Raw genomic sequence first — 25046 nt, forward strand, 5'->3', positions numbered from 1 at the left:
TAGATCTGCGTTGACCGATCAGCCGCAGACCTGCACCGGCTGCGTGCGCCAGCCGTGGGTGGTGTGGACGCGGCGGTTCGCGACGTAGCAATTGCCATTGTAGGTGTCGCCGTAGCCGTAATACGGATAGTTGTAGTCGTAGCCGTAGTACGGATAGTCGTAGGCATAGTCGTCGTAATAATAGGGATCGTACAGGCCGAAGCCGAAGCCTGTGCCGAAGGCGAAGCGCCGCCCACGGAATCCGCCGAAGCCGCGATGAATGCCGCCGAAGCCGTTGTGGAAGCCGCCGCCAGCGAAGCCGCCGTGGAAACCACCGAAGCCGCCACGGAATCCACCACCGCCAAATCCGCCACCGTGGAATCCACCGCCGCCAAAACCACCGCCGTGGAAGCCGCCGCCTCCACCGAAGCCGCCGCCGTGGCCGCCGCCTCCACCACCGCGCGCCAACGCCACCGTCGGCGCCGCCGCAAGACCAACCGATGCGGCCGCCAACAATGCGATAACCATCTTGCGTAACATTACACCACTCCGTCAGAATCGCTCCCAGCCGCGATAGTCATGAGGTGGCGATCATTTGCGAGATCGCGATGCGCGCGCCGCTCAACTCCGTGAGAGCGGTGTTTAAATTCAAATTTAGAGACGGCGCACGATCGCGTGTTCGAGCATTTCACGTGTTCTTCACGAACGCGGCAAAGGCATCCGCATAATCCGGATGCCAGCGCGACAGCGCGGGACGGTTCTCGACGACGTCGCCGACAGCCCAGAGGATGCGCCGCTCGTCGAGCTGCCGCGGCACGTCATTGTCGGGACAGAGGATGTAGAAGTCGCCGGCGTCGAGCCGTTCCATCATGAAGTCGATCGTCTGCTCCGGCGTCCACGCGCTGGCCGGCTTGTCGGCGCGACCGCGCGCGGTAAGCCCGGTGAAGACGAAACCGGGGATGAGCAGATGCGCGGTGAGGCGGCAGCCGGGCGTGTTGCGCAATTCATGCTGCAGCGCCTCGGTAAAGGCCTTCACGCCGGCTTTCGACACGTTGTAGGCGGGATCGCCGGGCGGCGTCGTGATGCCCTGCTTGGAGCCGGTATTGATGATAAGCCCTTCGCGTCCGCGCTCGATCATCTTTGGCACGAAGGCGTGCGTGCCGTTGATGATGCCCCACAGATTGACGCCAAGGATCCTCTGCCAGTTCTCGCGCGGGCCGAACATCTGGCTGCCCGGCTGAATGCCGGCATTGTTCATCAGGATGTCGGTGCCGCCGAACCGCTGCTGCACCGCGCCTTCCAGTCTCACGAGATCCTCGAAGCGGCTGACGTCGACGGTTTCGGTCATGATGCTGTCAGCGCCGCCGGGCGCGATCGATGACAGTTTTGTGGCGGCTTCCTTGAGACCGCTGGCGCTGACGTCCGCGACGCAGACCTTCATGCCCGACGCGGCGAAGCGCATGGCGGCGGCGAGCCCGATGCCGGATGCGCCTCCGGTGATCACGGCGACATGATTTGGCGACATGGCAGGATGGGGCATGGTCTCTCTCCGACAAATATGTGGCGGCCTTCCGTAGGCTAACTCGTTGGGCATGCCATGCACGAAGCTGCATGGGAGGTCTTCATTGCCGCGCCAGCCGCGCCAAAGCCGGCAGCTTTTCTCGAACAAGCCGTGCCGGGCGCGGCAATGGCGGTGTTCGCCTCTTCGGGCCGGTGATCTCCGCAATCGCCTTCAAGGATACCGACGAACTGATCAAGCGCGCCAACGCCACGATGTTCGGCCTCGGCAGCGGCGTCTGGACCACCAATGACGGGTCGCCGTATGGCTTCCTTTTCAGCGGCGCGTGCCTCCCCTATAGTGCCTGATAACGACAACACAAAATTCGGGGCAGGCATGAAATTCCCGTCGCTGTTCTCTCCTCTCAAGATCGGTCCCTATCAGCTCCAGCATCGCGTGGTGATGGCGCCCTTGACGCGGATGCGCGCGGAAAAGCCCTCGCTCGCGCCGCGGCCGTTGAACGTGGAATATTATTCCCAGCGCGCCACCCCGGGCGGCCTGATCATCGCGGAGGCCTCGCCTGTGGTGAATACCGGGTTCGGCAGCCCCGGAATTCCCGGCATCTACAGCGAGCAGCAGATTGCCGGCTGGCGGAAAGTGGTCGATGCGGTGCACGCCAAGGGCGGCATCATCTTCCTGCAACTCTGGCATGTCGGACGCGTCTCGCATTCCTCGTTCCAGCCCGGCGGCGCGCTGCCGGTGGCTCCTTCGGCGGTGGCAATCTCGCCGGAATTCAAGGCGGTGACGGCTGACGGCAAGGTCGTCGATTACGAGACGCCGCGGGCGCTCGAAACCAGCGAGATTCCCGGCGTGATCGAGGCATACCGGGACGGCGCGAGGAACGCGCTAAAGGCGGGTTTTGACGGCGTCGAGATCCACGGCGCCAATGGCTATCTGATCGAGCAGTTCCTGCAGTCGCGCAGCAACCTGCGCACTGATCAATATGGCGGCTCCATCGAGAACCGCGTGCGCTTCCTGCTGGAAGTGACGAAGGCCGTGATCGAGGTCTGGGGCGCGAACCGCGTCGGCGTCCGGCTGTCGCCCTACGGCATCGCCAATGGCAGCGGCGAAGCCGATCCGATGCCGCTCTATAGCCACGCGATCAAGTCGCTCGATCCGCTCGGGCTTGCCTATCTGCACTTCATCGAGCCGCGCTCCTCCGGCGCCGGCCGGGCCGAGGTCAATCACCAGAACGTGCCGTCGGCGATGGTGCTGTACCGTCCGATGTGGCGCGGCGTCCTGATCACCGCCGGCGGCTTCACCGGCGAGACCGCAGAAGCGGCGATCGCCGCGGGACACGCGGATGCAATCGCCTTCGGCCGCATCTTCATCTCCAATCCGGACCTGCCGCGACGGCTGCAGCACGGCTATCCGATAACGCCGTATAACCGCGCGACCTTCTATGGCGGCGAGGAGAAGGGATATACCGATTATCCTGCACACGACGAGATGGCGCAGGCGTAAGACGTTCGTCATTGCGAGAGAAGCGAAGCATCCATGGCTCCGCACGGGGAGAGATGGATGCTTGGTCGCTTCGCGCTTCGCAATAACGAAGGAGACGGAACACCAAGATGGCCAAAGCAGCCGCTGCGGGAGGTATCGCGTCGGGCCAATGCCTGTGCGGTGCGGTCCGGCTCGAGATCGACGTGCCGGCGCGCTGGGCCTGGCATGATCATTCCGCGCCAAGCCGCCGCGCGCATGGCGCGGCCTATGCGACCTATGTCGGGAGCTGGCGCAAGCGGTTCCGCATCATCGCAGGCGCCGATGCGATCACGCGCTACGAGGATCCGGCGACGAAGACCGTGCGCAGCTTCTGCGCAACCTGCGGGACGCCGCTATTTTACGAGCGCGCGCGTTCGCCGCACATGGTGAACATTCCGCGTGCGCTGTTCTCGGGCCGCACCGGCCGGCAGCCGCTGTATCACATCGCGATCGAAGAGTTGCAGGAGTGGACCTATACCGGCGAACCGCTGGTGCCGCTGAAGGGTTTTCCCGGCGTGGTCTGGCAGCGCTCGAAAAAGAAGAAGCGTCCCGATCGCGAAGGGATGTTTTGAATTTTCGTAGCCCGGGTGGAGCGCAGCGCAACCCGGGTTCGCGTCCGTGGCTCCCCGGATTACGCGGAGCCTGTCATCGGGCGCGCATTCGCGCGACCCGGTGGCTCCATCCGGGCTACGGTCCTACGGCGCTACATCGCAAGGCAGCCATGATCCCAGGCGCGATTGCCCGGGGCCGGCAAGTTTGGTCATGATGCCTCCATCCCGCGCGCCAACGAGCCGAGGGTAGGAGGAGACATGAAGAACCGCATTACCGGGCGTTCGGCATTCCTGGCGCTGTTGAAGGACGAGGGCATCACGCATCTGTTCGGCAATCCCGGCACCACCGAATTGCCGATCATGCATGCGCTGAAGGACCATCCCGACCTCACCTATGTGATGGCGATGCAGGAGAGCCTGGTGGTGGCGATGGCCGACGGGTTCAGCCGCGCTTCCGGCAAGCTGGTTGCCTGCAACGTCCATGTCGCACCCGGTCTTGGCAATGCGATGGGCTCGCTGTTCAACGCGAAATTCACCGGCACGCCGCTGATCCTCACCGCCGGCCAGCAGGAGCAGGGCCACGGATTGACGGAGCCCGTGCTTTACGGTCCGCTGGTACAGATGGCGGAGCCGCTGGTGAAATGGGCGGTCGAGGTGACGCGACTGGAAGACCTGCCGCGCATCGTGCGCCGTGCCGCAAAGGTCGCGACCACGCCGCCGACCGGGCCGGTGTTCATCTCGCTGCCCGGCGATATCCTCAATTCCGAAGCCGGCATCGAGCTCGGCCGCGCGACCCGTGTCGACACCCGCGTGAAGCCGTCGGATGAATCGCTGCAGGCGCTGGCCGCGCGCATCCTCAAAGCGCAGCGGCCGGTGATCGTCACCGGCGACGAGATCGTCAAGAGCGATGCGCTGAACGAAGCCGCCGAACTCGCGGCAACGCTGGGCGCGCCGGCCTATCAATCGTCGACGCCCTATGGCGCGCACTTCCTCTCCGAAAGCCCGTGCTTCATGGGCGCGATCGCGCGGGTGCAGAAGCTCGCGCGCGAGACGCTGGCGCCCTACGATCTCATCATCGCGCTCGGCGGCGATCCGCTGCGGATGTCTGTCTATAGCGAGATCGATCCGCTGCCGGATGGGCTCGCCATCGTTCAGGTCGGTCTTGTCGACTGGGACCTGGCCAAGAACTACGGCGCGGAGATCGCGCTGAAGGCAGATGTGAAGGAAACCCTGCGTGCCTTGAACCCAGCGCTGAAGGCGGCCGGTGGCGCAGCGCTCGAGGCGCGTGCAAAGCAGGGCGTTGCGGCGCTGGCGGCGAAGAACTGGACTGCGAAGCGGAAGGCGCTGGTCGAGCAGATATCGAAAGCCGAGGGCACCTCGCCGATCGATCCGGACTGGCTGGCGCTGCAGGTGGTCGAGGCGATGCCTGACAATGCGATCCTGGTGGATGAAGGCCTGACCTCGTCGCGGCACATGATCTCCCTGCGGCCGCATCGCGGCCGCTACGGCTATCACGCGCTTGCCTCCGGCGGCATCGGCTGGGGACTACCGGCGTCCGTCGGCGTCAGCCTCGCCAATCCGCAGCGGCCGGTGGTGTGCTTTTCCGGCGACGGCAGCGCGATGTATTCGATCCAGTCGCTGTGGACGGCGGCCAACCACAAGCTGCCGCTGACATTTGTCATCGTCAACAATGGCGGCTACCGCATCATCAAGCAGCGCCTGCTCGCCTTCCATGGCGACGACCATTACGTCGGCATGGATTTCGTCGATCCGCCGGTTGATTTCACCGGCGTCGCGAAGTCGCTCGGGCTGGAGGCGATGAGGATCAGCGATCCCCGCGAATTGAAGGGCGCGCTTCGGTCGGCGTTCGGCCGGCCCGGCGCGAAGCTGATCGAGGTGGTGGTCAGCAACTCGGTGAATTGAGCTTTGCCGTCATTCCGGGGCACGCGAAGCGTGAACCCGGAATCTCGAGATTCCGGGTTCGATGCTTGGCATCGCCCCGGAATGACAACCCCCATCAACCCGTCATTGCGAGCGAAGCGAAGCAATCCATCTCTCGGCACGCGGAGACGTGGATTGCTTCGTCGCTTCGCTCCTCGCAATGACGGTGTGAGACGGGGGCGCTCCTACTCCGCCGCCGTCGCGTGCGGCTCGATGCGGCAGCGGCTCGCCGGGTGCTCGCTCGTCAGCCGCGCGCGGCCCGCGCCGAATAGCTTCTCCCGCAGCGTGCCTTGCGCATAGTCCTGCTTGTACCTTCCGCGGCGAGTGAGTTCCGGCACCAGCATGTCGGCGATATCCTCGAAATCGCCAGGCGAGATCGCAAAGGCGACGTTGAGGCCGTCGACGTCGGTCTGTTCGAACCAATGCTCAATCTCGTCGGCGACCTTGTCCGGCGTGCCGACCACGACCGGGCCAATGCCGCCGATGCCGACATGCTCGGCGACCTCGCGCACGGTCCAGATGCGATCGGGATCGGCGCGGGTGATGTTGTCCATCGCGGTGCGGCCGGCATCGTTGTGGACATGGCGAACCTCCTGGTCGAGGCCGTAGGTGGAGAAATCGACGCCGGTCCAGCCGGACATCAGGGTCAGCGCGCCCTCATGGCTGATGTGGCGGCGATAGTCGGCATATTTCGCTTTCGCCTCGGCTTCGCTGCGGCCGAGGATCACAGTCATCATGCTGAACATCAGGATCTCGGCGGGATTCCGGCCATGCTGTGCGGCGAGCTCGCGGATGGCGGAGACGCGCGGCGCGATCACCTTGGCCGATGGCCCTGACATGAACACGCATTCGGCATGCTCCGCGGCGAACTGCCGGCCGCGCGGCGAGGTGCCGGCCTGATAGAGCACCGGCGTGCGCTGCGGCGACGGCTCGCTCAGATGCAGCGCATCAAGGCGGAAATTCTTTCCCTCATGCCTCACCGGATGCACCTTGGCAGGATCGGTGAAGATGCTGCGGGCACAATCGCGGATCGCGGCGTCGTCTTCCCAGCTTCCTTCCCAGAGCTTATAGACCACTTCCATATATTCGTCGGCGATGTCGTAGCGGTCGTCATGCGCCGTCTGCTTGTCCTTGCCGGAGCCGCGCGCGGCCGAGTCCAGATAGCCGGTCACCACGTTCCAGCCGACGCGGCCTTCGGTCAGATGATCGAGCGTCGACATCCGCCGCGCGAACGTGTAGGGCGGCTCGAAGGAGAGATTGCTGGTGACGCCGAAGCCGAGATGCCTGGTCACCGCCGCCATCGCCGGAACCAGCAACAGCGGATCGTTCACCGGCGTCTGCGCGGCGTTGCGCAGCGCAGCGTCCGGCCCGCCGCCGAACACGTCATAGACGCCGAGCACGTCGGCGAGGAACAGGCCATCGAACCGGCCGCGCTCCAGCGTCCTGGCAAGGTCGAGCCAGTAGGGCAGCCGGTTGTACTCCGCGGTGCGGTCGCGCGGATGGGTCCACAATCCCGGCGACTGATGCGCCACGCAGTTCATGGCAAAGGCGTTGAGCCGGATCTGTTTTGTCATCTGGAAGGCTTTCGATACTTATTTCGTGGTGTGCCCAATGCAATTTTAGCAGAGCCCGACGTCGCCGCGCCACTTCCAGCACATGGCGTATCCCGATAATGAGGCCGGGAGAATAATCCGGTCGACAAGGCGCGACGAAAGGGAAAGTTATGGCTGAGAGGGGTGATGCGATTGCTCGCGTTCGGCAGCATTTTCAATCGGGCGAGTTTCTTCGCGAGCTTGATCGACGCGTCGGCTACCGGACCGAAAGCCAGAATCCCGGCAGCGGCGCCGCGCTGCGGGCCTATCTCACGGAGAGTCTGCAGCCTGCGCTCGCCGAGCTCGATTTCAAGACCCGCCTGATCGAGTCGCCGACGGGCAAGGGCCCGTATCTGCTGGCCGAATATCTCGAGGACGCCGCGCGGCCGACCGTGCTCACCTATGGCCATGGCGACGTCGTCGACGGCATGATCGGCGAATGGCGCGATAATCTCGATCCCTGGAAGACCACGATCAAGGGTGATCGCGTCTACGGCCGCGGGACCGCCGACAACAAGGGTCAGCACAGCATCAATATCGCGGCGCTGCGTGCGGTGCGGGAGGTCAGGGGCGGCAGGCTCGGCTTCAACGCGAAGTTCATCATCGAGACCGGAGAGGAGATCGGCTCGCCCGACCTGCGGGCGGTCTGCGAAGCGCACCGCCAGGAACTCAAGGCCGATCTGTTCCTGGCCTCCGACGGGCCGCGGCTCTCGGCCGAGCGCCCGACAATCTTTCTCGGCTGCCGCGGCGGCAACCGCATCCATCTCGACGTCAACCTGCGCGAGGGCGGGCATCATTCCGGCAATTGGGGCGGCGTGCTCGCCAACCCCGCAACCATCCTGGCGAACGCAATCGCGAGCCTGGTCGACGGCAAGGGACGGATCAAGCTGGAGGCATTGAAGCCGCCGCCGATCTCGAACCGGGTCCGTGCGGCGCTGGCGGATGTGAAGGTCGAACCGGGCGCGGATGAGCCGGCGCTGTCGCCGGACTGGGGCGAGGAGGGGCTTTCGCCCGCCGAGCGACTCTATGCCTGGAACACGCTGGAGGTGCTGGCGATGTCCTCCGGCAATATCGCAAGCCCGGCGAATGCGATTCCGGGACATGCAAGCGCGGTGTTGCAGCTCCGCTTTGTCGTCGGCACCAGGCATCAGGACATCATTGATGCCGTGCGCACGCATCTGCACGCCAATGGCTTTCCGATGGTCGAAGTCAGCGGCGCCCAACGCTTTGCGGCGTCGCGGACCGACATGGATAGTCCCTGGATCGACTGGACCGCGGAATCGATCCGCAAGACGACCGGCAAGGCGCCGGCGATTCTGCCGAATTTCGGCGGCTCACTGCCGAACGACGTGTTTTCGGAAGGTCTGGGCCTGCCGACGATCTGGGTGCCGCATTCCTATCCCGGCTGCTCGCAGCACGCACCCGACGAGCACATTCTGCTGCCGGTCACCGAGGAGGCACTCGCCATCATGGCCGGCCTGTTCTGGGATCTCGGCGAAACGGCGCGGAAATTCTAGCGGGATCCCTCGGAAAGGCAGTGGTGATGACCGTATCCACGTCGCTTGACTCGCGCGCCGGCGTCGAGCCGAGAAAGAACGTCACACGTCTGATCGTCGCCACCTCGATCGGCAATGCGCTGGAATGGTACGACATTTCGGTCTACGCCTATTTCGCCGTCTATGTCTCAAAAGCGTTCTTCCCGAACAACGATCCGACGACATCGCTGCTCCTGACCTTCGGCACCTTTGGATTGTCGTTCCTGATCCGGCCGATCGGCGGCATCATGCTGGGCGCCTACGCCGACCGTCATGGCCGCAAGGCGTCGCTGATGGTGTCGATCATGCTGATGACGGCGGGCACGCTCGCGCTGGCCTTGATGCCGACCTATGACAGGATCGGCATCCTCGCTCCGATCGGGGTCCTGCTCGCCCGCCTGGTGCAGGGCTTTTCCGCCGGCGGCGAGTTCGGCAGCTCGACCGCGTTTCTGGTCGAGCACATGCCGGAGCGGCGCGGCTTTGTCGCGAGCTGGCAGTTCGCCAGCCAGGGATTGAGCGGATTGCTTGGAGCGGGCTTCGGCGCGCTGCTGACGTCGTGGATGAGCCCGGCAGATTTGCAATCCTGGGGCTGGCGGCTGCCGTTCCTGTTCGGCGTCTTGATCGGCCCGGTCGGCATCTACATCCGCAATCATATCGATGACGCGACGCCGCCGCCGGCCGGCGAGCGGACATCGCCCGTGAGCGAGGTCCTGTTGCGCCAAAAACTGCCGGTGCTGCTCGCGATCGGCGCGCTCGCGGTCTCGACCGCGGTCAACTACCTCATCGTCTACATGCCGACCTATGTGGTGAAGACGCTCAATCTGCCGCCGTCGGTCGGGTTTACCGCCTCGCTGGCCGCGCAGACCGCCGTAATGCTGCTGGCGCCGATCGCGGGTCTCGTCTCGGACAAGATCGGGCGCACCACGCATATGATCGCTTTCGGCATACTGCTCCTGGTCTCGATCTTTCCGGCGTTCCTGCTGCTGACGGGAAGACCGACGCCCGGCATCATCCTGCTTGACGTGCTCTGGCTCGGCATCCTGAAGGCGCCCTATTACGGTCCGCTCGCCGCGTTGATGTCGGAACTGTTCCCGCCGGCAACGCGCGCCACCGGTCTTGGCCTCAGCTACAACATCGGCGTCACCGCGTTCGGCGGGATGGGTCCGGCGATCATGACCTGGCTCGGCGGATTCGCAGCGATCGGCGAACTGGCGCCGGGATATTATCTCACGGCCGTCGCCGTCCTGAGCCTCGCGGCGCTGGTGACGACACGCCGGATGAAGCTCGCGTAGGCGTTGCCCGTCACGCGCCCTCGTCCAGCGCGACCAGCTCGCGCTTCCTGCGCAAGGCCGGAAGCAGCGGGCCGATCAGCAGCGCCAGTGCGAGCGCCAGGCAGGCCGCCGAGATCGGCCGCTGCACGAAGGTCATCAGGTCGCCCTGCGAGAGGATCAGCGATTTGCGCAAGTTGTTTTCCAGCATCGGGCCGAGCACGAAGGCGAGCACCAGCGGCGCCGGCTCGTAGCCGAGCTTGCGCATGAAATAGCCGATCACGCCGAAGGCGATCATCACGTACACGTCGAAGACATTGTTGCTGGAACAGTAGACGCCGATGATCGTGAACAGGATGATCAGCGGGAACAGAACGTTATATGGCAGCTTCAAGAGCTGCACCCACATGCCGATCATGGGCAGGTTGAGCACGAGCAGCATCAAATTGCCGATATACATGCTGGCGACGATGCCCCAGAACAGTCCGGGGTTCTGCGTGATCAGAAGCGGGCCCGGCTGCAGGCCGTGGATCACGAAAGCGCCGAGCAGCAGCGCCATCACCACGTTGGGCGGGATGCCGAGCGTCATCAACGGAATGAAGGCGCCGCCGGCAGCGGCGTTGTTCGCCGATTCCGGGCCGGCAACGCCTTCGATGGCGCCCTTGCCGAACCGCTCCGGATGCTTGGAGAGTCGCTTCTCCAGCGCGTAGGATGCGAACGACGAGATCACCGCGCCGCCGCCTGGCAAGATCCCTAGGAAGAATCCAAGGATCGTGCCGCGCGACACCGGTCCGGCACTGGCCTTCCAGTCCGCCTTGTTCGGCAACAGGTGCGTGATGCGCGTGCTGATAACGTCGCGCTTGATCACCTGCTCGGTGTTGAGCAGCACTTCGGCGATGCCGAACAGCCCCATCACAACAGGCACGAGCCCGATGCCGTCGATCAGTTCCAGGCGGCCGAAGGTCAGCCGCGGCATCGCCGTGATGCTGTCGAGACCGACCAGTCCGAGCACGACGCCGATGCAGGCCATCAGCAGTGCCTTGGCCATCGAGCCCTGCGTCAGGAAGGTCAGGACCACCAGTCCCAGCACCATCAGCGAAAAATATTCGGCCGGGCCGAACGCGATCGCGACGCTGGCGAGCTTTGGCGCGACCAGCATCAGCGCGATCAGGGCAAAGGTGCCGGCGATGAACGAGCCGAATGCGGCGATGCCAAGCGCAGGTCCCGCGCGGCCCTGCTTGGCCATCTCGTGGCCGTCGATGCAGGTGACGACGGAGGCAGCTTCACCGGGGATGTTGACCAGGATCGAGGTGGTGGAGCCGCCATACATCGAGCCGTAATAGATGCCGGCCATCATGATGATGCCGGATTCCGGCGTGCCCGACAGCGTCACCGGCAGCAACAGCGACATCGCCGAGATCGGGCCGATGCCAGGCAGCACGCCGACCAGGGTGCCGATGAAGACGCCGACAAAGCAATAAAGCAGGTTGACCGGCGCCAGCGCGACGCCGAAGCCATGGGCGACATTGAGGAGCGTTTCCATGACGCGCTCAGCCGATCTCGAATATGCCCGTGGGCAGTTGAATGCCAAGCAGATGCTTGAGCACCCACCACATGCCGAGCGGGGCCGCGATCGACAGCGGAACGGTCAGCGACCAGCGCACGGGATCGATCACGCGCAAGAGCAGCACCATCAGCGGGATCGCCGACAGCAGAAAGCCGAACGTGTCGAGCGCGAAGGCAAACAATGCGAGGCAGGCGATGATCAGAAGCGGCTTGGTCCAGCGCGTGTTCTCCCACCGCGAGGCCAGCGTCGGCGCGCCTTCGGTGACGGCCGAGATAATGATCGTGGCAGCGAACAGGCAGATCAGGATGCCGGTGTAGAACAGCACGTAGCCGGAACCGGGATCGTTGATGGTGCCGAGCTTGAGCTTCAAGCCTGACCAGATCACGAAGCCGCCTAAGGCCAGGCCAATCAGCCCGCCCCAGAGCTCGGAATTGCTGAGGCGGAATTTAACGTTCGCGTCGTTGCTCATGTGTCGTGCCTTCCAGATGCATCCTTCGAGGCGCGCAGGTGCGCGCCTCATGGTGATGCTGCCCTCCGGGGAGAGCTAGTTCGTCTTCTTCGCAAGGCCGAGCGACTCGATCACCTTGCGCTCCGACGCGGTAACCTCGACGACGAACTTCTTATAGTCCTCGGTGTTTTTGTAGTTCGGCACCATGTCGTATTTGGCGAGCGTTGCGATCACCGCCGGGTCCTCGATCGCCTTCTTGAAGGCGTCGTGCAGCTTGGCGACGATCTTCGGATCCATGCCCTTCGGCCCGGCGACGCCGAACGGGGAATCATAGACCATGGGATAGCCGAGTTCCTTCAGCGTGGGCACGTCCGGATAGTTCGGCGAGCGCGCGGCGGTCCACACCATCAGAAGCCGCAGCTTTCCGGCGTCAACCAGCGGCCGCCAGCCGGTGGAATCCGCCTGCAGCATGGTGTGCTGGCCGAGGACGGCGGCATTGGTCTCGGCGCCGCCCTTGAACGGCACCTGCGTCAGCTTGATGCCGGCGAGCGCGGCGATCTGCTCCATGCCGATATGCAGCGAGGTGCCGGCGCCCGGCGTCGCATAGGTGACCTTGCCGGGATTCTTCTTGGCAAAATCGATCACGTCCTGCCAGGTCTTGAACGGACCTTCGGCGCTGGTCGTGACACCAAAGGTGTAGCCGGTGAGGTGGACGATATAGGAGAAATCCTTGGCCGGATCCCACGACACCTCCTGCATCAGGGGCAGGCGGAACACGGTGATCGGAATCTGTGCGATGGTGTAGCCGTCCGGCTTCGCGGCCGCCGCCATGGTGGCCGGACCGACCGTGCCGCCGCCGCCGGCCTTGTTGTCGATTGCGATCGGCTGGCCCAGGATCTTCGAGGCGCTGTCGGCGATGGCGCGCATCGAGATATCGGTCGATCCTCCGGCCGGCCACGGCACGATCAGGGTAATCGGCTTGGTCGGATAATCCTGGGCGGCGGCATGAGTTGCCATCAGCATGGCGATGGCCGCGGCTGCAAACATCAAACGGTTGTAACGAGGCATCATCAACTCCCTCTGCGGTCCCGTTGGCGCCGGGCCGGATTTGTCTTGTCTTTGATGCGGCGATCTTTCCCGAAAACCAAACAGAAGAAAAGCATGTTGGAGGAAAGGTTTGTCGATGCCGCCGGGTGAAACGGGACGTGCGACAATTCGCCTGACTTGGCATGCCGAGCTGCGGAATTGGAGCGCCGAAAGCCGCGGCCTGCCGCCGGACTGCGAATGATTCGACGTCAACCTGTGCGGGCGGGTGGAAGGCAATCGAGACTAAAGTATGTCCGCCCTATTCTCGCGCGGGCGAGTATGATTTCTTTCGCACGCTGGGGGACACAGGGCGCAAGAGTTACGATGATGGTGAAGCTCGGTCATTTGGCGATGAGCGAGAAGTTCGTGCTGTGTCGCGACCACGTTGCGCCGGTACCCGCCAACAGACATTCTGACACAATCAAACCTGTCCAATAAGGAGATCACGCATGAAACGCCTTCTTTCGATCGGCTTCGCGCTCGCCGCCGCGCTCGGCGCGGCCGAGGCCGGCGCCCAGGAGCTGACGGGGACATTGAAGAACATCAAGGAGACCGGCTCGATCACGCTCGGTCATCGCGACTCCTCGATCCCCTTCTCCTATCTCGATGACAACCAGAAGCCGATCGGCTATGCGATGGACATCTGCTACAAGATCGTCGATGCCGTGAAGAAGGAATTGAAGCTCGACAAGCTCGAGGTGAAGCTCAATCCGGTGACATCTTCGACCCGCATCCCGCTGCTCGCCAACGGCACCATCGATCTCGAATGCGGCTCGACCACCAACAATGCCGAGCGGCAGAAGCAGATTTCCTTCACCAACACCCATTTCCTCACCGCGAGCCGCTTCGTCTCGAAGAAGTCGAGCAAGCTCAATTCGATCGACGATCTCAAGGGCAAGCCAGTGGTCTCGACGGCCGGCACCACCAACATCAAGCAGCTCACGGAAGCCAACGCCGCGCGCGGGCTGAACGTCAACATCATCCCGGCCAAGGATCATGCCGAAGCATTCCTGATGGTCGAGACCGATCGCGCGGTCGCCTTCGTGATGGACGATATCCTGCTCGCAAGCCTGGTTGCGGGATCGAAGGCGCCGGACGACTATGTGATCTCGAAGGATGCGTTCTCGAAGCCGGAGCCGTACGGCATCATGCTGCGCAGGGACGATCCGGCCTTCAAGAAGGTGGTCGATGCGGCAACCGCCGCGCTGTATACGAGCGGCGAGGGCCAGAAGATCTACGACAAATGGTTCACGCAAAAGATTCCGCCCAAGGGGCTGAACCTGAATACGCCGATCGCCGCCGAGTTGAAAAATGAGTTCGCAAAGCCGTCGGACTCGCCGGATCCGGACAGTTATAAGTAGGTGTAGCTGTAGACCCTCATGGCGAGGAGCGCGTAGCGCGTCGCCGGACGATGCTTCGCATCGCCGCGCGAACCATGAGGCATCGGCCGGTGGCCTCATCCTTCGAGACGCTTGCTGCGCAAGCTGCTCAGGATGAGGAGAAACAGCAGTGGCCGGCCGCTACTGAGATGGCCCGGCCATTGCATGGGCGGGCTCGCGTATAGCGGACCGGGGGACTCGTGAACTACAACTGGAACTGGCAGATCTTCTTCGAGCCGAACCCGACCGGCAGCGGCACCTATCTCGACATGCTGCTGTCGGGGCTGGCGCTGACGATCAAGACCGCGCTGATGGCCTGGATCATTGCGCTGGTGTTCGGCTCGGTGGTCGGCGTGCTGCGGACGCTGCCGTCGAAGGCCGCGGGCTGGATCGGCTTTGCCTACGTCGAATTTTTCCGCAACATGCCGCTCCTGGTGCAGCTCTTCCTGTGGTTCTTCGTGCTGCCGGAACTGTTGCCGCGCGCCGCGGGGCTGTGGCTGAAGCAATTGCCGAACGCGCCGTTCTGGACCGCCTCGATCGGTGTCGGCCTGTTCATGTCGGCGCGCGTCGCAGTGCAGCTTGCGGCCGGCGTCGCCTCGCTGCCGCGCGGCCAGAGGCAGGCCGCGACCGCGCTCGGGCTGACGACGGCGCAGACCTATCGCTACGTGCTGCTGCCGATAGCCTATCGCATCATCCTGCCGCCGTTGACCTCCGAATTCCTCAACACCGTGAAGAACACGGCCGTGGCGATCACCATCGGGCTGATCGAATTGACCGGACAGGCGCGCGCGATGCAGGAATTCTCGTTCCAGGTGTTCGAGGCCTTCACGGCCGCGACCATCATGTATCTCCTGATCAATTTCGTCGTCGTCACCGGCATGCGCATCCTCGAGCGCAAGGTCGCGATCCCCGGTTACATCGCGGGGAAATAGCATGCTCGGCAATTTCGATTTCGACGTCATCCGTCGTTCGCTGCCCTACCTCTTCATCGACGGCATGACGTTCACGCTGACGCTGACGGCATTGTCGGCGCTGGGCGGGTTGGTGTTCGGCACGCTGATCGCGCTGATGCGCCTGTCCGGATTCAAGCTGCTCGGCCGCATCGCCGGGCTCTATGTCGACTTCATGCGCTCGCTGCCGCTGGTGCTGGTGATCTTCTGGTTCTATTTCCTGGTGCCCTATATCGGGCAGTGGCTGACCGGCGCCTCGCGGCCGATCCGCGTCGGCGCGTTTGCCTCCTCGCTCATCACCTTCATCATGTTCGAGGCGGCGTATTTCTCCGAGATCATGCGCGCCGGCATCCAGTCGATCCCGCGCGGCCAGCCGTCGGCGGCGAGCGCGCTCGGCCTGACCTATGCGCAGAGCATGCGCTATGTCGTGCTGCCGCAGGCGTTCCGCAACATGCTGCCGGTGCTGCTCACCCAGACCATCGTGCTGTTCCAGGACACCTCGCTGGTCTACGTGCTGTCGATCCCGGATTTCCTCGGCGCCGCCAGCAAGGTAGCCCAGCGCGACGGGCGGCTGGTCGAGATGTATCTGTTCGCGGCCGCGGTCTATTTCACCATCTCCTGCGTAGCTTCCTACGGCGTCCGCCGCCTGCAGGCGCGCATCGCTATTGTCCGGTAGCCAATCACATGATCGAACTTCGCCACGTCGATAAATGGTATGGGCCGACTTTCCAGGTGCTGAAGGACTGCACCACCAGCGTCGCCAAGGGCGAGGTGGTGGTGGTCTGCGGCCCCTCCGGCTCAGGCAAATCGACACTGATCAAATGCGTCAACGCGCTGGAGCCGATCCAGGGCGGCGAGATCATCCTTGACGGCATCAAGGTCAACGATCCCAAGACCGACCTGCCGAAACTGCGCGCGCGGGTCGGCATGGTGTTCCAGCACTTCGAATTGTTTCCGCATTTGCGGATCATCGACAATCTCTGCCTGGCGCAGGAGAAGGTACTGGGCCGCAAGCACGACGAGGCCTTGGCAAAGGCCTTGAAGCTGCTGGAGCGCGTCGGGCTGAAGGAGCACGCGAAGAAATATCCGGCGGAGCTTTCCGGCGGACAGCAGCAGCGCGTCGCCATTGCGCGGGCGCTCGCGATGGACCCGGTCGCGATGCTGTTCGACGAGCCGACCTCGGCGCTCGATCCCGAGATGATCAGCGAGGTGCTTGATGTGATGGTCGACCTCGCCCGCGAGGGCATGACCATGATGGTCGTCACCCACGAGATGGGCTTTGCCAGCAAGGTCGCAAACCGCGTGATCTTCATGGACCAGGGCGAGATCGTCGAGGATGCGCTGAAGGCGGATTTCTTCGGCAAGCCCCGCAGCGACCGCGCGCAGAAGTTCCTGTCGAAGATCCTGCAGCATTGAACGCTGCTCTTTCCACGTCATTGCGAGCGGAGCGAAGCAATCCACAGCGCCGCAAGCGGAGGCATGGATTGCTTCGTGGCTTCCCTCCTCGCAATGACGGCGGAGAGGGCGAGTGGAGCCTTTCTCGGCATTAACGAATTGCGTATAGAAACCTGATCGCATCACCACCTCCGGGAGACGTCGCTTGGAACAGATCGCTTACGTCAACGGCTCGTATGTGCCCCTTTCGGAGGCCAAGGTGTCGGTCCTCGACCGCGGCTTCCTGTTCGCCGACGGGATCTACGAGGTGGCCGCCGTGCTCGACGGCAAGCTGGTCGACAACGCTTCGCATCTGGCGCGGCTGGAGCGCTCGGTCGGCGAGATCAGGCTGGAGCTGCCCGAAACCATCGCCCGCATCCAGGAGATCCAGAAGGAACTCGTGGCGCGCAACAATCTCGTCAATGGCATGGTCTATCTGGAAGTGACCCGCGGCGCCGATACCGGCCGCGACTTTGCCTTTCCCAAGAGCGTGAGGCCGACGCTGGTGATGTTCACCGCCAAGAAAGACATCGTCGGCGCGCCCTCGGCCAAGACCGGCATCAACGTCATTACCGTGCCAGATATCCGCTGGGAGCGGCGCGACATCAAGAGCGTGGCGTTGCTCGCGCAGGTGCTGGCCAAGCAGGCGGCGGCCGAAGCCGGCGCCGGCGAGGCCTGGATGATCCAGGATGGCAAGGTGACCGAGGGCGGCTCGTCCTCTGCCTTCATCCTGACCCAGGACGATGTCATTGTCACCCGGCAGAACGGCAGCGAGATCCTGCCCGGCTGCACCCGCAAGGCCGTGGTGGCGCTCGCCGAGGAGCGTCAGCTCCGGGTCGAGGAGCGCGCTTTCTCGATCGACGAGGCGCTGGCCGCCAAGGAAGCCTTCATCACCAGCGCCACCGTGTTCGTGCAGGGGGTGGTCGCAATCGACGGCAAGAAGGTCGGCAGCGGCAAGCCGGGCCCGCTGACGGACCGGTTGCGCGAGATCTATGTCGAGTTCGCGAAGGCGACCGCGGTGTAGGTCGGTTCGTCGTTCAAACTCCGGCGTCATCGCCCGCGAAGGCGGGCGATCCAGTATTCCAGAGACGTTAGTGCTGGATCGAGACGCCGCCGGTTACTGGATGCCCCGCCTGCGCGGGGCATGACGGTGGAGAGCCATTCCTAATGCGCGCCGCCGCCGGCCAGCGCGTTCGGCTTCTTCAGGAGCGCCGCGGCGAACAGGGCGACGATCAGCGCAACGCCCATGATGTAAAAGGTGTCGCTGAAAGCCAGGATGTAGGCCTGCTTCTGCACGATCCTGCCGATCGCGACGATGGCGCGGTGGGTGGCGTCGGCGTGGTCTGCGACGCCATGGCTCATGAAGTATTGCGTGAGCTGCTCGATCCGGGTGCGGGTCGCCTGCTCCAGCAGCGAAACCGACTGCATCAGCACGTTGGAATGATATTGCTCGCGTTTCGTCAGCAGGGTCTGCAACAGCGCGATGCCGACGGCGCCGCCGAGATTGCGCATCATGTTGAAAAGCCCCGATGCCGAGCCGGCGTTTTCGGCCTCGATGCCCGCGGTCGCGACCGCCGACAGCGGCGCCATCACCAGCGCCTGGCCGATGGCGCGCACGATGTTCGGCCAGAACAACTGGTCGGTGGCGTAGTCGTTGGTCATGTAGATGTTCATGAAGTTCGAGGCCGCGAACAGCGTGAAGCCGATACCGATGATGATGCGCGGGTCGAATCGCTGCATCAGCCGCGGCACCAGCGGGATCAGCACGAGCTGCGGCAGCCCTGTCCATGCCAGCACCATGCCGATCTGTTCGGCGTTGTAGCCCTGGATCCGCGACAGATATTGCGGCAGGATGAACACCGATCCGTACAGCGCGGTGCCAAGCAGGAAATTGGCCAGCATGCCGAAGCCGAAATTACGGCGGAGCAGCAGGCGCAGGTTCAGCAGCGGCTTGCTTGCAGTCAGTTCGATCAGGATGAAAGCCACAAGAGCGACCGCCGCGATGACGGAGAGGCGGACGATGAATGGCGAGCCGAACCAGTCGTCCTTGTTGCCTTCCTCCAGCACCGTCTGCAGCGCGGATAGCCCGATTGCCATGGTGATGATGCCGGGCCAGTCGCCCTCGCGCAGAAGCGAGAGCTTCATCGGTTTGGCCTCCAGCGAGAAATAGAGCATGCCGACCATAATCGCGCCCGGCACCAAATTGACATAGAAGATGTACTGCCAGCCCCAGTTCTCGGTGAGATAGCCGCCGATGGTCGGCCCGATGGCCGGCGCGAACGTCGCCGACAGCGCAAATATCGCGAGCCCGATCGGCTGCTTCGCCTTCGGCAATAGCGTGATGATCAACGTGAACGCCAGCGGGATCAGCACGCCGCCGGTGAAGCCCTGCACGGCGCGCAGCGCGATCATCTGCGGCAAATCGTGCGCCAGCGCGCAGGCCGCCGAGAACACGAGGAACAGGACGGCATTGGTCAGAAGGTAGCGGCGGATCGAGAACACCTGCGCGAGCCAGCCGCTCAAGGGGATCACCACGATCTCGGCCACCAGATAGGAGGTCGAGATCCAGCCGCCGTCATCGATCCCGGCGCCGATCGCGCCCTGGATGTCCGCGAGCGATGCGTTGACGATCTGGATGTTGAGCACCGCCATGAAGGCGCCGAGATTGGCGCCGACCACCGCGATCCAGGTTTTTGCGGGGATAGCGGGTGCGGCGGGTTTGGGACTGAGCTCCGCGGAGGATGCGGCGTTGAGGGTGGGCTGTAGCGTGGTCATTAGTCCTGTCCGCTAGCGCATGAAGCCAGATTGCTTCCGCGATGGATGCTGCACTCCCTCTCCCGCTTGCGGGAGAGGGCTGGGGTGAGGGTCTCTCCACGAAGGGATTGTCGATGGCTGCACCTCGGACCTTCGAACCACGTCGACAGTCCCACCGCGGAGACAGCCCTCACCCGGCGCTATGCGCCGACCTCTCCCGCAAGCGGGAGAGGTGAATTCGCCTGCTACCCGCCGTTCGGACGGGCGGCGCTGCCGGCGAGCCGGCTCCTGGCTTCGCGTTCGGCCAGCACGGTGGCTTTGGTGTCGATGGTCGGCACCGCAGACATGCCCGGGCGCAACAGGCCCTTCAGCCTGATATCGTCGAGCACGATCTTGACCGGCACGCGCTGCACGATCTTGGTGAAATTGCCGGTGGCGTTGTCGGGCGGCAGCAGCGCGAATTCGAGTCCGCTCGCGGGCGATAGGCTGTCGACATGGCCGCGCAGCCTGGTGCCGCGGAAACTGTCGATCTCGACCTCGACCGGCTGGCCATTGCGCACATTCGTGAGCTGCGTCTCCTTGAAGTTCGCCACCACATAGACGGCATCGAGCGGCACCACCGCCATCAACTGCGTGCCGGCCTGCACATATTGTCCGACCCTGAGCGAGCGCGCGCCGACGGTGCCGTCGACCGGCGCGGTGATGCGCGTATAGGAGAGGTTCAGCGATGCCTGCTGCTCCACCGCGCGGGCGCGGTCGAGCTGGGCGACGGCCTTGGCGCGCTCGGTGGTCAGCACATCGACCTTGCGCTGGGCGGCGAGCAGGCCGGACCTGGAGTGCTGCAATTGCGCATTGCTGGCGCGGAGTGCGGCGTCGGTCTGCTGCGCGCGTTGCACCGTGCCGGAGCCGGTCTTCATCAGCCCGTCGTAGCGGACCTGCTCCTCCTGCGCGAATTTCAGGTTGGCTTCGGCCGCGGCAACGTCGGCGGTGCCCTGCTCGATGATCGGCTGCTGCAGGGCGAGCTGGGCATCGAGGTTGCGCACCGCAGCCTCGGAGGCCTCGACATCGGCATGGGCCTGGGCCAGCGCGGCGCGGAAATCGCGATCGTCGATTTCGGCCAGCAACTGACCGGCCTTGACCGGCTGGTTATCGCCGACCAGCACCTGCGCGATGTAGCCGGAGACCTTCGGCGACACGATCGTGGAGTCCGCCTTCACATAAGCGTCATCGGTCGATTCGAGGTAGCGGCCGGTCGTGAGATAGTCGTAGCCGAGGTCGGCAACGCCGGCGACGCCGAGCACGGCGACCAGCGCCAATGCCGCCCGCTTGACCGCCTGCCGGGACGGGCGAAGGCTTATTTTTTCTTTCGTATCAGTGACATAGGACGTCGTGGACATGGCTTTCCCACATGCGTTCAGGCGCGCCTCCTGGGGCGGGAGGGCGCCAAATCCGAGGGGATAGATGCGATGTCTCCGGCGCCGTGATAATCCCGCAAAAATTGGAAGGATTATTCAGTGAGAGCAAATAATCGGGCTCGCGCATGGATCGCTTGACCAGCCTGACGGCCTTTGTCCGGGTGGTGGATAGCGGCGGCTTTTCGGCCGCCGGGCGCCGCCTCAACATGTCGACGACCATGGTCAGCAACCACATCCAGGCGCTGGAGGACCGGCTCGGCGTGCGTCTGCTCAATCGCACCACGCGGAAGGTGAGCCTCACCGAGGTGGGGCGCGCCTATTACGACCGCTGCGTCCAGATCCTCGCCGATATCGAACAGGCCGACGACATTGCCGGCGCGCTGCATTCGACGCCGCGCGGCACGCTGCGCGTCTACACCCATACGCATACGGTGCCGTATGTCGCGCCGGTCGTCGCCGAATTCCTGAAGACCTATCCGGAGGTCAGGGTCGATCTCTCGATGGGCGAGCGCACCGTCGACATGATCGACGAAGGTTTCGACATCGCCGTGCGCATGACGCTTCCCCCGGATTCAAGCCTGATCGTGCGCAGCCTCGCCACTTGGCGGCACGTGCTGTGCTGCTCGCACGACTATCTCGAACGGCACGGAGCGGTGCGTGAGCTTGCCGAGCTCACCGAGCGCGATTGCGTCCGCCATGTCAACTATCCCTATCAGGACGAGTGGCGGTTCATCGATCGTGGCGGCGCGCCGGCATCGGTGAAGGTCTCTGGCCGGTTCATCACCAACAGCGGTGAGGCGCTGCGCATGGCGGCGCTGCAGGGTGCCGGCATCTGCCTTGCCGCCGGCTTCATGGTTCACGGCGATCTCGAAGCCGGGCGGCTGGTGCGGCTGTTGCCGGAATACCGGCCGGTCGAGCTTTCGATGAACGCAGTCTACCCGCACCGCCATCATTTGTCGGCGAAGGTGCGGACCTTCATCGACATGCTGGTCACCCACAGTGCCGAGCAGCAGAAGCTGATCGATCCGTATTCGTGATTGCGGCGCGCAGGGTGGGCACGCTACGCTTTGCCCACCCCACAATTTCTTTTCGTATTTGCCCGTTCGCGCATCACGATTCGTAACGAGATGATGGCGCAGCGCGCCGCAATCCAATAAATTGCCAGATACTACAGGGCAGGAGGGAGCAGCATGTTTGCGCTGAAGCGGGCGTCATTGCGCCGAACCATGGCGCCGCTTGCCGCGATGCTTGCCTGCCTGATCGCGCCCCTGCCGGCCGTAGCCTTCGGGCCTCCGCCGAATGCGCCGCTGTCGATGGAAAAGCTCTCGCGTCTCGACGACTTCCTCGCCGAGCAGAGCGCGACCGGAAAGATTCCCGGCGCGGTGCTGCTGATCCAGCGGCATGGCAAGCCGATCTATTTCAAATGCTTCGGCAAGCGCGACGTCGAAGCGAACATCGACATGACCACGGACACGATCTTTCCGCTGCATTCGGTGACGAAGACGGTCACCAGCGTGGCGGCGATGATCCTGGTCGACCGCGGCAAGATCGCGCTCGACGATCCCGTCAGCAAATACATTCCCTCCTTCGCCAACATGAAGGTCGGCGTCGAGCGCAAGGACGAGACGGGCCGCCCGGTGCTCGATCTGGTGCCGCTGGTTCGTCCGGTCACGATCGAGGACCTGTTGTTGCACACCTCGGGCATCACTTACGGCTTCTATGGCGCGGGGCTGGTGAAGGCGGCCTATGACGGCATCTATCTCGGCGATTTCGACAATGCCGAATTCGCCGAGCGGATCGCGAAATTGCCGCTCGCCGAGCAGCCACGCACGCTGTGGGACTACGGCCATTCGATCGACGTGCTCGGCCGCGTCATCGAGGTCGCCTCCGGCCAATCGCTCTATGAATTTGAGAAGACGGCGTTGTTCGAGCCGCTCGGCATGACCACGACCAAATATTTCCTGACCGAGCCGGCGGAGCGCGCCCGCTATGCAAGGCGGCTGCGCAGCGACGAGCGCATCGAGCGCAATTCGCTCGATGTCACGCGCTGGGAATCCGGCGGCGGCGGGCTGGTCTCGACGGTTGCCGACATGGCGCGCTACGGCCAGATGCTGCTCAATGGCGGCACGCTGGACGGCAAGACCATCCTCGGCCCGAAAACCTTCAAGGCGATGACGACCGATCATATCGGGCCGGGATCGGGCGTGGCCCGAAACTATTTCTATTATCCCGGTGACGGCTTTGGCTTCGGCTACGGCTTCGGGATCCGCACCGATGCCGGCCACGCCGTGCCGCCGCCGCCCGGCTCGCCCGGCGAGATCAAGTGGGACGGCGCGTCCGGCGCCTATATCGTCGTCGACCCGCTGCAGGACATGTTCTTTGTGCTGCTCCTGAACGCGCCGTCGGGGCGATGGCACGTTGAGGTCAACGTCAAGAAGATCGTCTATGATGCGTTCGAGAAGTGATCGAACAGAAGCTCGAGCCGGAAGCCCCGATGCTGCGCAAGACCCAAGGAACCGATCAATGCGCAATTGCGACGGCCCGGATCGTCGCGCTCGACCGCGCGCGCACCTTCATCACGCTGCTCGTGGTGATCCACCATTCGGTAGTGAACTACACTTATTTCGGCAGCGGCGACAGGGCGCGCTGGCTCGGTTTCGATCTGGTCGTCCTGTTCAACGACAGTTTCTTCATGGCCTGCATGTTCCTGATCTCGGGCCTGTTCGTGCACGACAGCCTGGCGCGCCGGGGCGGCGCGGACTTCATCGCCCGCCGCGCCTGGCGGCTCGGCATTCCCTATCTGGTCTCGATCTTCGTGCTGATGCCGATCGCCTATTATCCGACCTTCCTGCGCTATCACCTGCCGGGCACGACCGATTTCAACTTCTTCCATTTCTGGTGGCGCACGCTGACGGTCGGCCCGTGGCCGTCGGGACCGGCATGGTTCCTGTGGGTGCTGCTCGCGCTCAACATTCTCACTATGGTCGTGTGGTCGCTTGTGCCGCGGCTGCTCAAGGGCCTGGGCCAGGCGATCCTCGCCGTGCGCGACCGGCCGATGACCGCATTCGCCGCATTCCTGGTGGTCTCGCTCGTCTCCTACGTGCCGATGCGGCTGATCTTCGGTGATGCGAGCTGGCTCGAGCCGGGCGGCTATCCGTTGCCGATCCAGACCAGCCGCATCTTGCTTTATGCCGCCTATTTCTTCACCGGCGTCGCCATCGGCATGATCAGCCTGCGCACGGGCATTTTCGCGGAGGACGGCGAAGTGGCAAAGCGCTGGTCGCTGTGGCTCGGCTACGCGCTGGCGTTCTACGGCGCGATCCTGCTCCTGGTCTACGCGCACCATAACTGGATGGATTTCAATCATCCGCCCTCGTGGTGGGAGGTCGCTTACGCCTTTGCCTTCGCGCTGTTCAGCGCAGCGATGGCGTTCGCGCTGCCGGCGATCTTCCTGCGTTTCGCAAAGGCCAGATTATCCCTGCTCGATGCGATGCGGCCGTCAGCCTACGGCATCTTTCTCGTGCACTACATCTTCATCATCTACCTGCAATACCTGGTGTACGACTATACATGGCCGGCCGGCGTCAAAGCGGCGATCGTGTTCGCCGGCACGCTTGCCGCGAGCTGGGCGCTGACGGCGGCGCTGCGCAGGATCCCGATCGTGGCTCGGACGATCTAGCCCGTAGCCCGGGTGGAGCGGAACGCGCAACCCGGGACACCTGCATCCGCGTTTCCGAGCGGCCCCGGGTTACGCTGGCGCTCCACCCGGGTTACGAGCCTCGTGAGACGTGAACCGGCGCTCCGCTCACGCAACGCAGCAATGCCGAAATGTGCTTGGTTCGGCGCCGATCCGCTGGCTAGACGGTTTCGCAAACTGAGGCCGGAATAGATCGCCGGCCGGTCTGGAGTCGGTGATGCGAATCTTGTTGCTGCTGCCGTTTGTCGGCCTGTTGTGGGTACCTTTCTATAATTTCATGGAGCCGTCGCTGTTCGGCTTTCCTTTCTTCTACTGGTACCAACTCGCCTGGGTGCCGATTACCTCGCTCTTGATCTGGCTGGTGTATCGCAGCCGCAAGCCTGACGAAGCCTGAAGGGAACGCGCGCGTC

The 25046-nt window shown here is 63.9% G+C and carries 22 protein-coding genes and 1 pseudogene; 15 read left to right on the forward strand and 8 right to left on the reverse strand.

Annotated elements, in window-relative coordinates; all coding sequences use genetic code 11:
* Nucleotides 1–18 precede the first annotated feature (18 nt).
* Nucleotides 19–519 carry a hypothetical protein gene (locus I6F35_RS30335; protein WP_225121310.1) on the reverse strand — a complete coding sequence of 167 codons (501 nt, stop codon included), beginning with the start codon at nucleotides 517–519 and terminating at the stop codon, nucleotides 19–21.
* A gap of 148 nt (nucleotides 520–667) precedes the next feature.
* A complete protein-coding gene (locus tag I6F35_RS30340) occupies nucleotides 668–1519 on the reverse strand; it encodes an SDR family NAD(P)-dependent oxidoreductase (RefSeq protein ID WP_225121311.1) in 852 nt (283 codons plus the stop codon).
* A gap of 161 nt (nucleotides 1520–1680) precedes the next feature.
* On the opposite strand from I6F35_RS30340, the pseudogene I6F35_RS30345 reads away from it, so the two are divergent.
* The 4 genes and pseudogenes from I6F35_RS30345 to I6F35_RS30360 form a co-directional block, all read left to right on the forward strand.
* A pseudogene (locus I6F35_RS30345) lies at nucleotides 1681–1788 on the forward strand (aldehyde dehydrogenase family protein); the annotation flags it as partial.
* 85 nt (nucleotides 1789–1873) lie between these two features.
* The gene (locus I6F35_RS30350; RefSeq protein ID WP_225121312.1) at nucleotides 1874–3001 is read left to right on the forward strand and encodes an alkene reductase; all 1128 of its coding nucleotides are present in this window, start codon (nucleotides 1874–1876) and stop codon (nucleotides 2999–3001) included.
* A gap of 107 nt (nucleotides 3002–3108) precedes the next feature.
* Nucleotides 3109–3591, forward strand: a complete 483-nt coding sequence (locus tag I6F35_RS30355) for a GFA family protein (RefSeq protein ID WP_225121313.1) — start codon at nucleotides 3109–3111, stop codon at nucleotides 3589–3591.
* A gap of 237 nt (nucleotides 3592–3828) precedes the next feature.
* Nucleotides 3829–5493, forward strand: a complete 1665-nt coding sequence (locus I6F35_RS30360; protein WP_225121314.1) for a thiamine pyrophosphate-binding protein — start codon at nucleotides 3829–3831, stop codon at nucleotides 5491–5493.
* Between the two features lie 203 nt (nucleotides 5494–5696).
* On the opposite strand, the gene I6F35_RS30365 is transcribed toward I6F35_RS30360, so the two are convergent.
* Entirely contained in the window at nucleotides 5697–7085 is a 1389-nt protein-coding gene (locus tag I6F35_RS30365; RefSeq protein WP_225121315.1) for an LLM class flavin-dependent oxidoreductase, read from the reverse strand.
* Nucleotides 7086–7234: 149 nt separating this feature from the next.
* Here I6F35_RS30365 and I6F35_RS30370 point away from each other — a divergent pair, with 149 nt between their 5' ends.
* Both I6F35_RS30370 and I6F35_RS30375 read left to right on the forward strand, forming a co-directional pair.
* Nucleotides 7235–8620, forward strand: coding sequence for a M20 family metallopeptidase (locus I6F35_RS30370; protein ID WP_225121316.1), 1386 nt, complete (start codon nucleotides 7235–7237; stop codon nucleotides 8618–8620).
* Between the two features lie 26 nt (nucleotides 8621–8646).
* Nucleotides 8647–9930, forward strand: coding sequence for an MFS transporter (locus I6F35_RS30375; protein WP_225121317.1), 1284 nt, complete (start codon nucleotides 8647–8649; stop codon nucleotides 9928–9930).
* Between the two features lie 10 nt (nucleotides 9931–9940).
* Here the strand turns inward: I6F35_RS30375 and I6F35_RS30380 are convergent, their stop codons facing one another.
* The 3 genes from I6F35_RS30380 to I6F35_RS30390 all read right to left on the reverse strand — a co-directional run bounded on the left by I6F35_RS30380 (nucleotide 9941) and on the right by I6F35_RS30390 (nucleotide 12968).
* Nucleotides 9941–11449: a tripartite tricarboxylate transporter permease gene (locus I6F35_RS30380; RefSeq protein WP_225121318.1), complete on the reverse strand. Its 1509-nt coding sequence runs from the start codon at nucleotides 11447–11449 to the stop codon at nucleotides 9941–9943.
* Between the two features lie 7 nt (nucleotides 11450–11456).
* Complete coding sequence (locus tag I6F35_RS30385; protein WP_225121319.1) at nucleotides 11457–11942, reverse strand: tripartite tricarboxylate transporter TctB family protein; 486 nt, start codon at nucleotides 11940–11942, stop codon at nucleotides 11457–11459.
* A 75-nt stretch (nucleotides 11943–12017) separates the two neighbouring features.
* Nucleotides 12018–12968, reverse strand: coding sequence for a tripartite tricarboxylate transporter substrate binding protein (locus tag I6F35_RS30390; RefSeq protein WP_225121344.1), 951 nt, complete (start codon nucleotides 12966–12968; stop codon nucleotides 12018–12020).
* Nucleotides 12969–13456: 488 nt separating this feature from the next.
* Here I6F35_RS30390 and I6F35_RS30395 point away from each other — a divergent pair, with 488 nt between their 5' ends.
* From I6F35_RS30395 to I6F35_RS30415, 5 genes are all read left to right on the forward strand, one after another.
* The gene (locus I6F35_RS30395; protein ID WP_225121320.1) at nucleotides 13457–14368 is read left to right on the forward strand and encodes an amino acid ABC transporter substrate-binding protein; all 912 of its coding nucleotides are present in this window, start codon (nucleotides 13457–13459) and stop codon (nucleotides 14366–14368) included.
* A gap of 218 nt (nucleotides 14369–14586) precedes the next feature.
* Nucleotides 14587–15318 carry an amino acid ABC transporter permease gene (locus tag I6F35_RS30400; RefSeq protein WP_225121321.1) on the forward strand — a complete coding sequence of 244 codons (732 nt, stop codon included), beginning with the start codon at nucleotides 14587–14589 and terminating at the stop codon, nucleotides 15316–15318.
* A 1-nt stretch (nucleotide 15319) separates the two neighbouring features.
* The gene (locus I6F35_RS30405) at nucleotides 15320–16012 is read left to right on the forward strand and encodes an ABC transporter permease subunit (protein ID WP_225121322.1); all 693 of its coding nucleotides are present in this window, start codon (nucleotides 15320–15322) and stop codon (nucleotides 16010–16012) included.
* 8 nt (nucleotides 16013–16020) lie between these two features.
* Entirely contained in the window at nucleotides 16021–16752 is a 732-nt protein-coding gene (locus I6F35_RS30410; RefSeq protein WP_225121323.1) for an amino acid ABC transporter ATP-binding protein, read from the forward strand.
* Nucleotides 16753–16936: 184 nt separating this feature from the next.
* Complete coding sequence (locus I6F35_RS30415; protein WP_225121324.1) at nucleotides 16937–17794, forward strand: D-amino-acid transaminase; 858 nt, start codon at nucleotides 16937–16939, stop codon at nucleotides 17792–17794.
* A 140-nt stretch (nucleotides 17795–17934) separates the two neighbouring features.
* On the opposite strand, the gene I6F35_RS30420 is transcribed toward I6F35_RS30415, so the two are convergent.
* Together I6F35_RS30420 and I6F35_RS30425 are read right to left on the reverse strand one after the other, a co-directional pair.
* Complete coding sequence (locus I6F35_RS30420) at nucleotides 17935–19545, reverse strand: MDR family MFS transporter (RefSeq protein WP_225121325.1); 1611 nt, start codon at nucleotides 19543–19545, stop codon at nucleotides 17935–17937.
* Nucleotides 19546–19769: 224 nt separating this feature from the next.
* Complete coding sequence (locus I6F35_RS30425) at nucleotides 19770–20921, reverse strand: HlyD family secretion protein (RefSeq protein WP_225121326.1); 1152 nt, start codon at nucleotides 20919–20921, stop codon at nucleotides 19770–19772.
* Between the two features lie 143 nt (nucleotides 20922–21064).
* On the opposite strand from I6F35_RS30425, the gene I6F35_RS30430 reads away from it, so the two are divergent.
* The 4 genes from I6F35_RS30430 to I6F35_RS30445 all read left to right on the forward strand — a co-directional run bounded on the left by I6F35_RS30430 (nucleotide 21065) and on the right by I6F35_RS30445 (nucleotide 25030).
* On the forward strand, nucleotides 21065–21976 hold the full coding sequence (locus I6F35_RS30430) for a LysR family transcriptional regulator (RefSeq protein WP_225121327.1): 912 nt from the start codon (nucleotides 21065–21067) through the stop codon (nucleotides 21974–21976).
* A gap of 153 nt (nucleotides 21977–22129) precedes the next feature.
* Nucleotides 22130–23404, forward strand: a complete 1275-nt coding sequence (locus I6F35_RS30435; protein WP_225121328.1) for a serine hydrolase domain-containing protein — start codon at nucleotides 22130–22132, stop codon at nucleotides 23402–23404.
* Nucleotides 23401–24618, forward strand: a complete 1218-nt coding sequence (locus tag I6F35_RS30440; protein WP_225121329.1) for an acyltransferase — start codon at nucleotides 23401–23403, stop codon at nucleotides 24616–24618. Before I6F35_RS30435 ends, I6F35_RS30440 begins: the two co-directional genes overlap by 4 nt.
* A 235-nt stretch (nucleotides 24619–24853) precedes the next feature.
* Complete coding sequence (locus I6F35_RS30445) at nucleotides 24854–25030, forward strand: DUF3311 domain-containing protein (RefSeq protein ID WP_225121330.1); 177 nt, start codon at nucleotides 24854–24856, stop codon at nucleotides 25028–25030.
* The last annotated feature ends 16 nt before the right edge of the window (nucleotides 25031–25046 follow it).

The sequence above is a fragment of the Bradyrhizobium sp. BRP22 genome, from assembly GCF_020194175.1.
GTDB lineage: Bacteria > Pseudomonadota > Alphaproteobacteria > Rhizobiales > Xanthobacteraceae > Bradyrhizobium.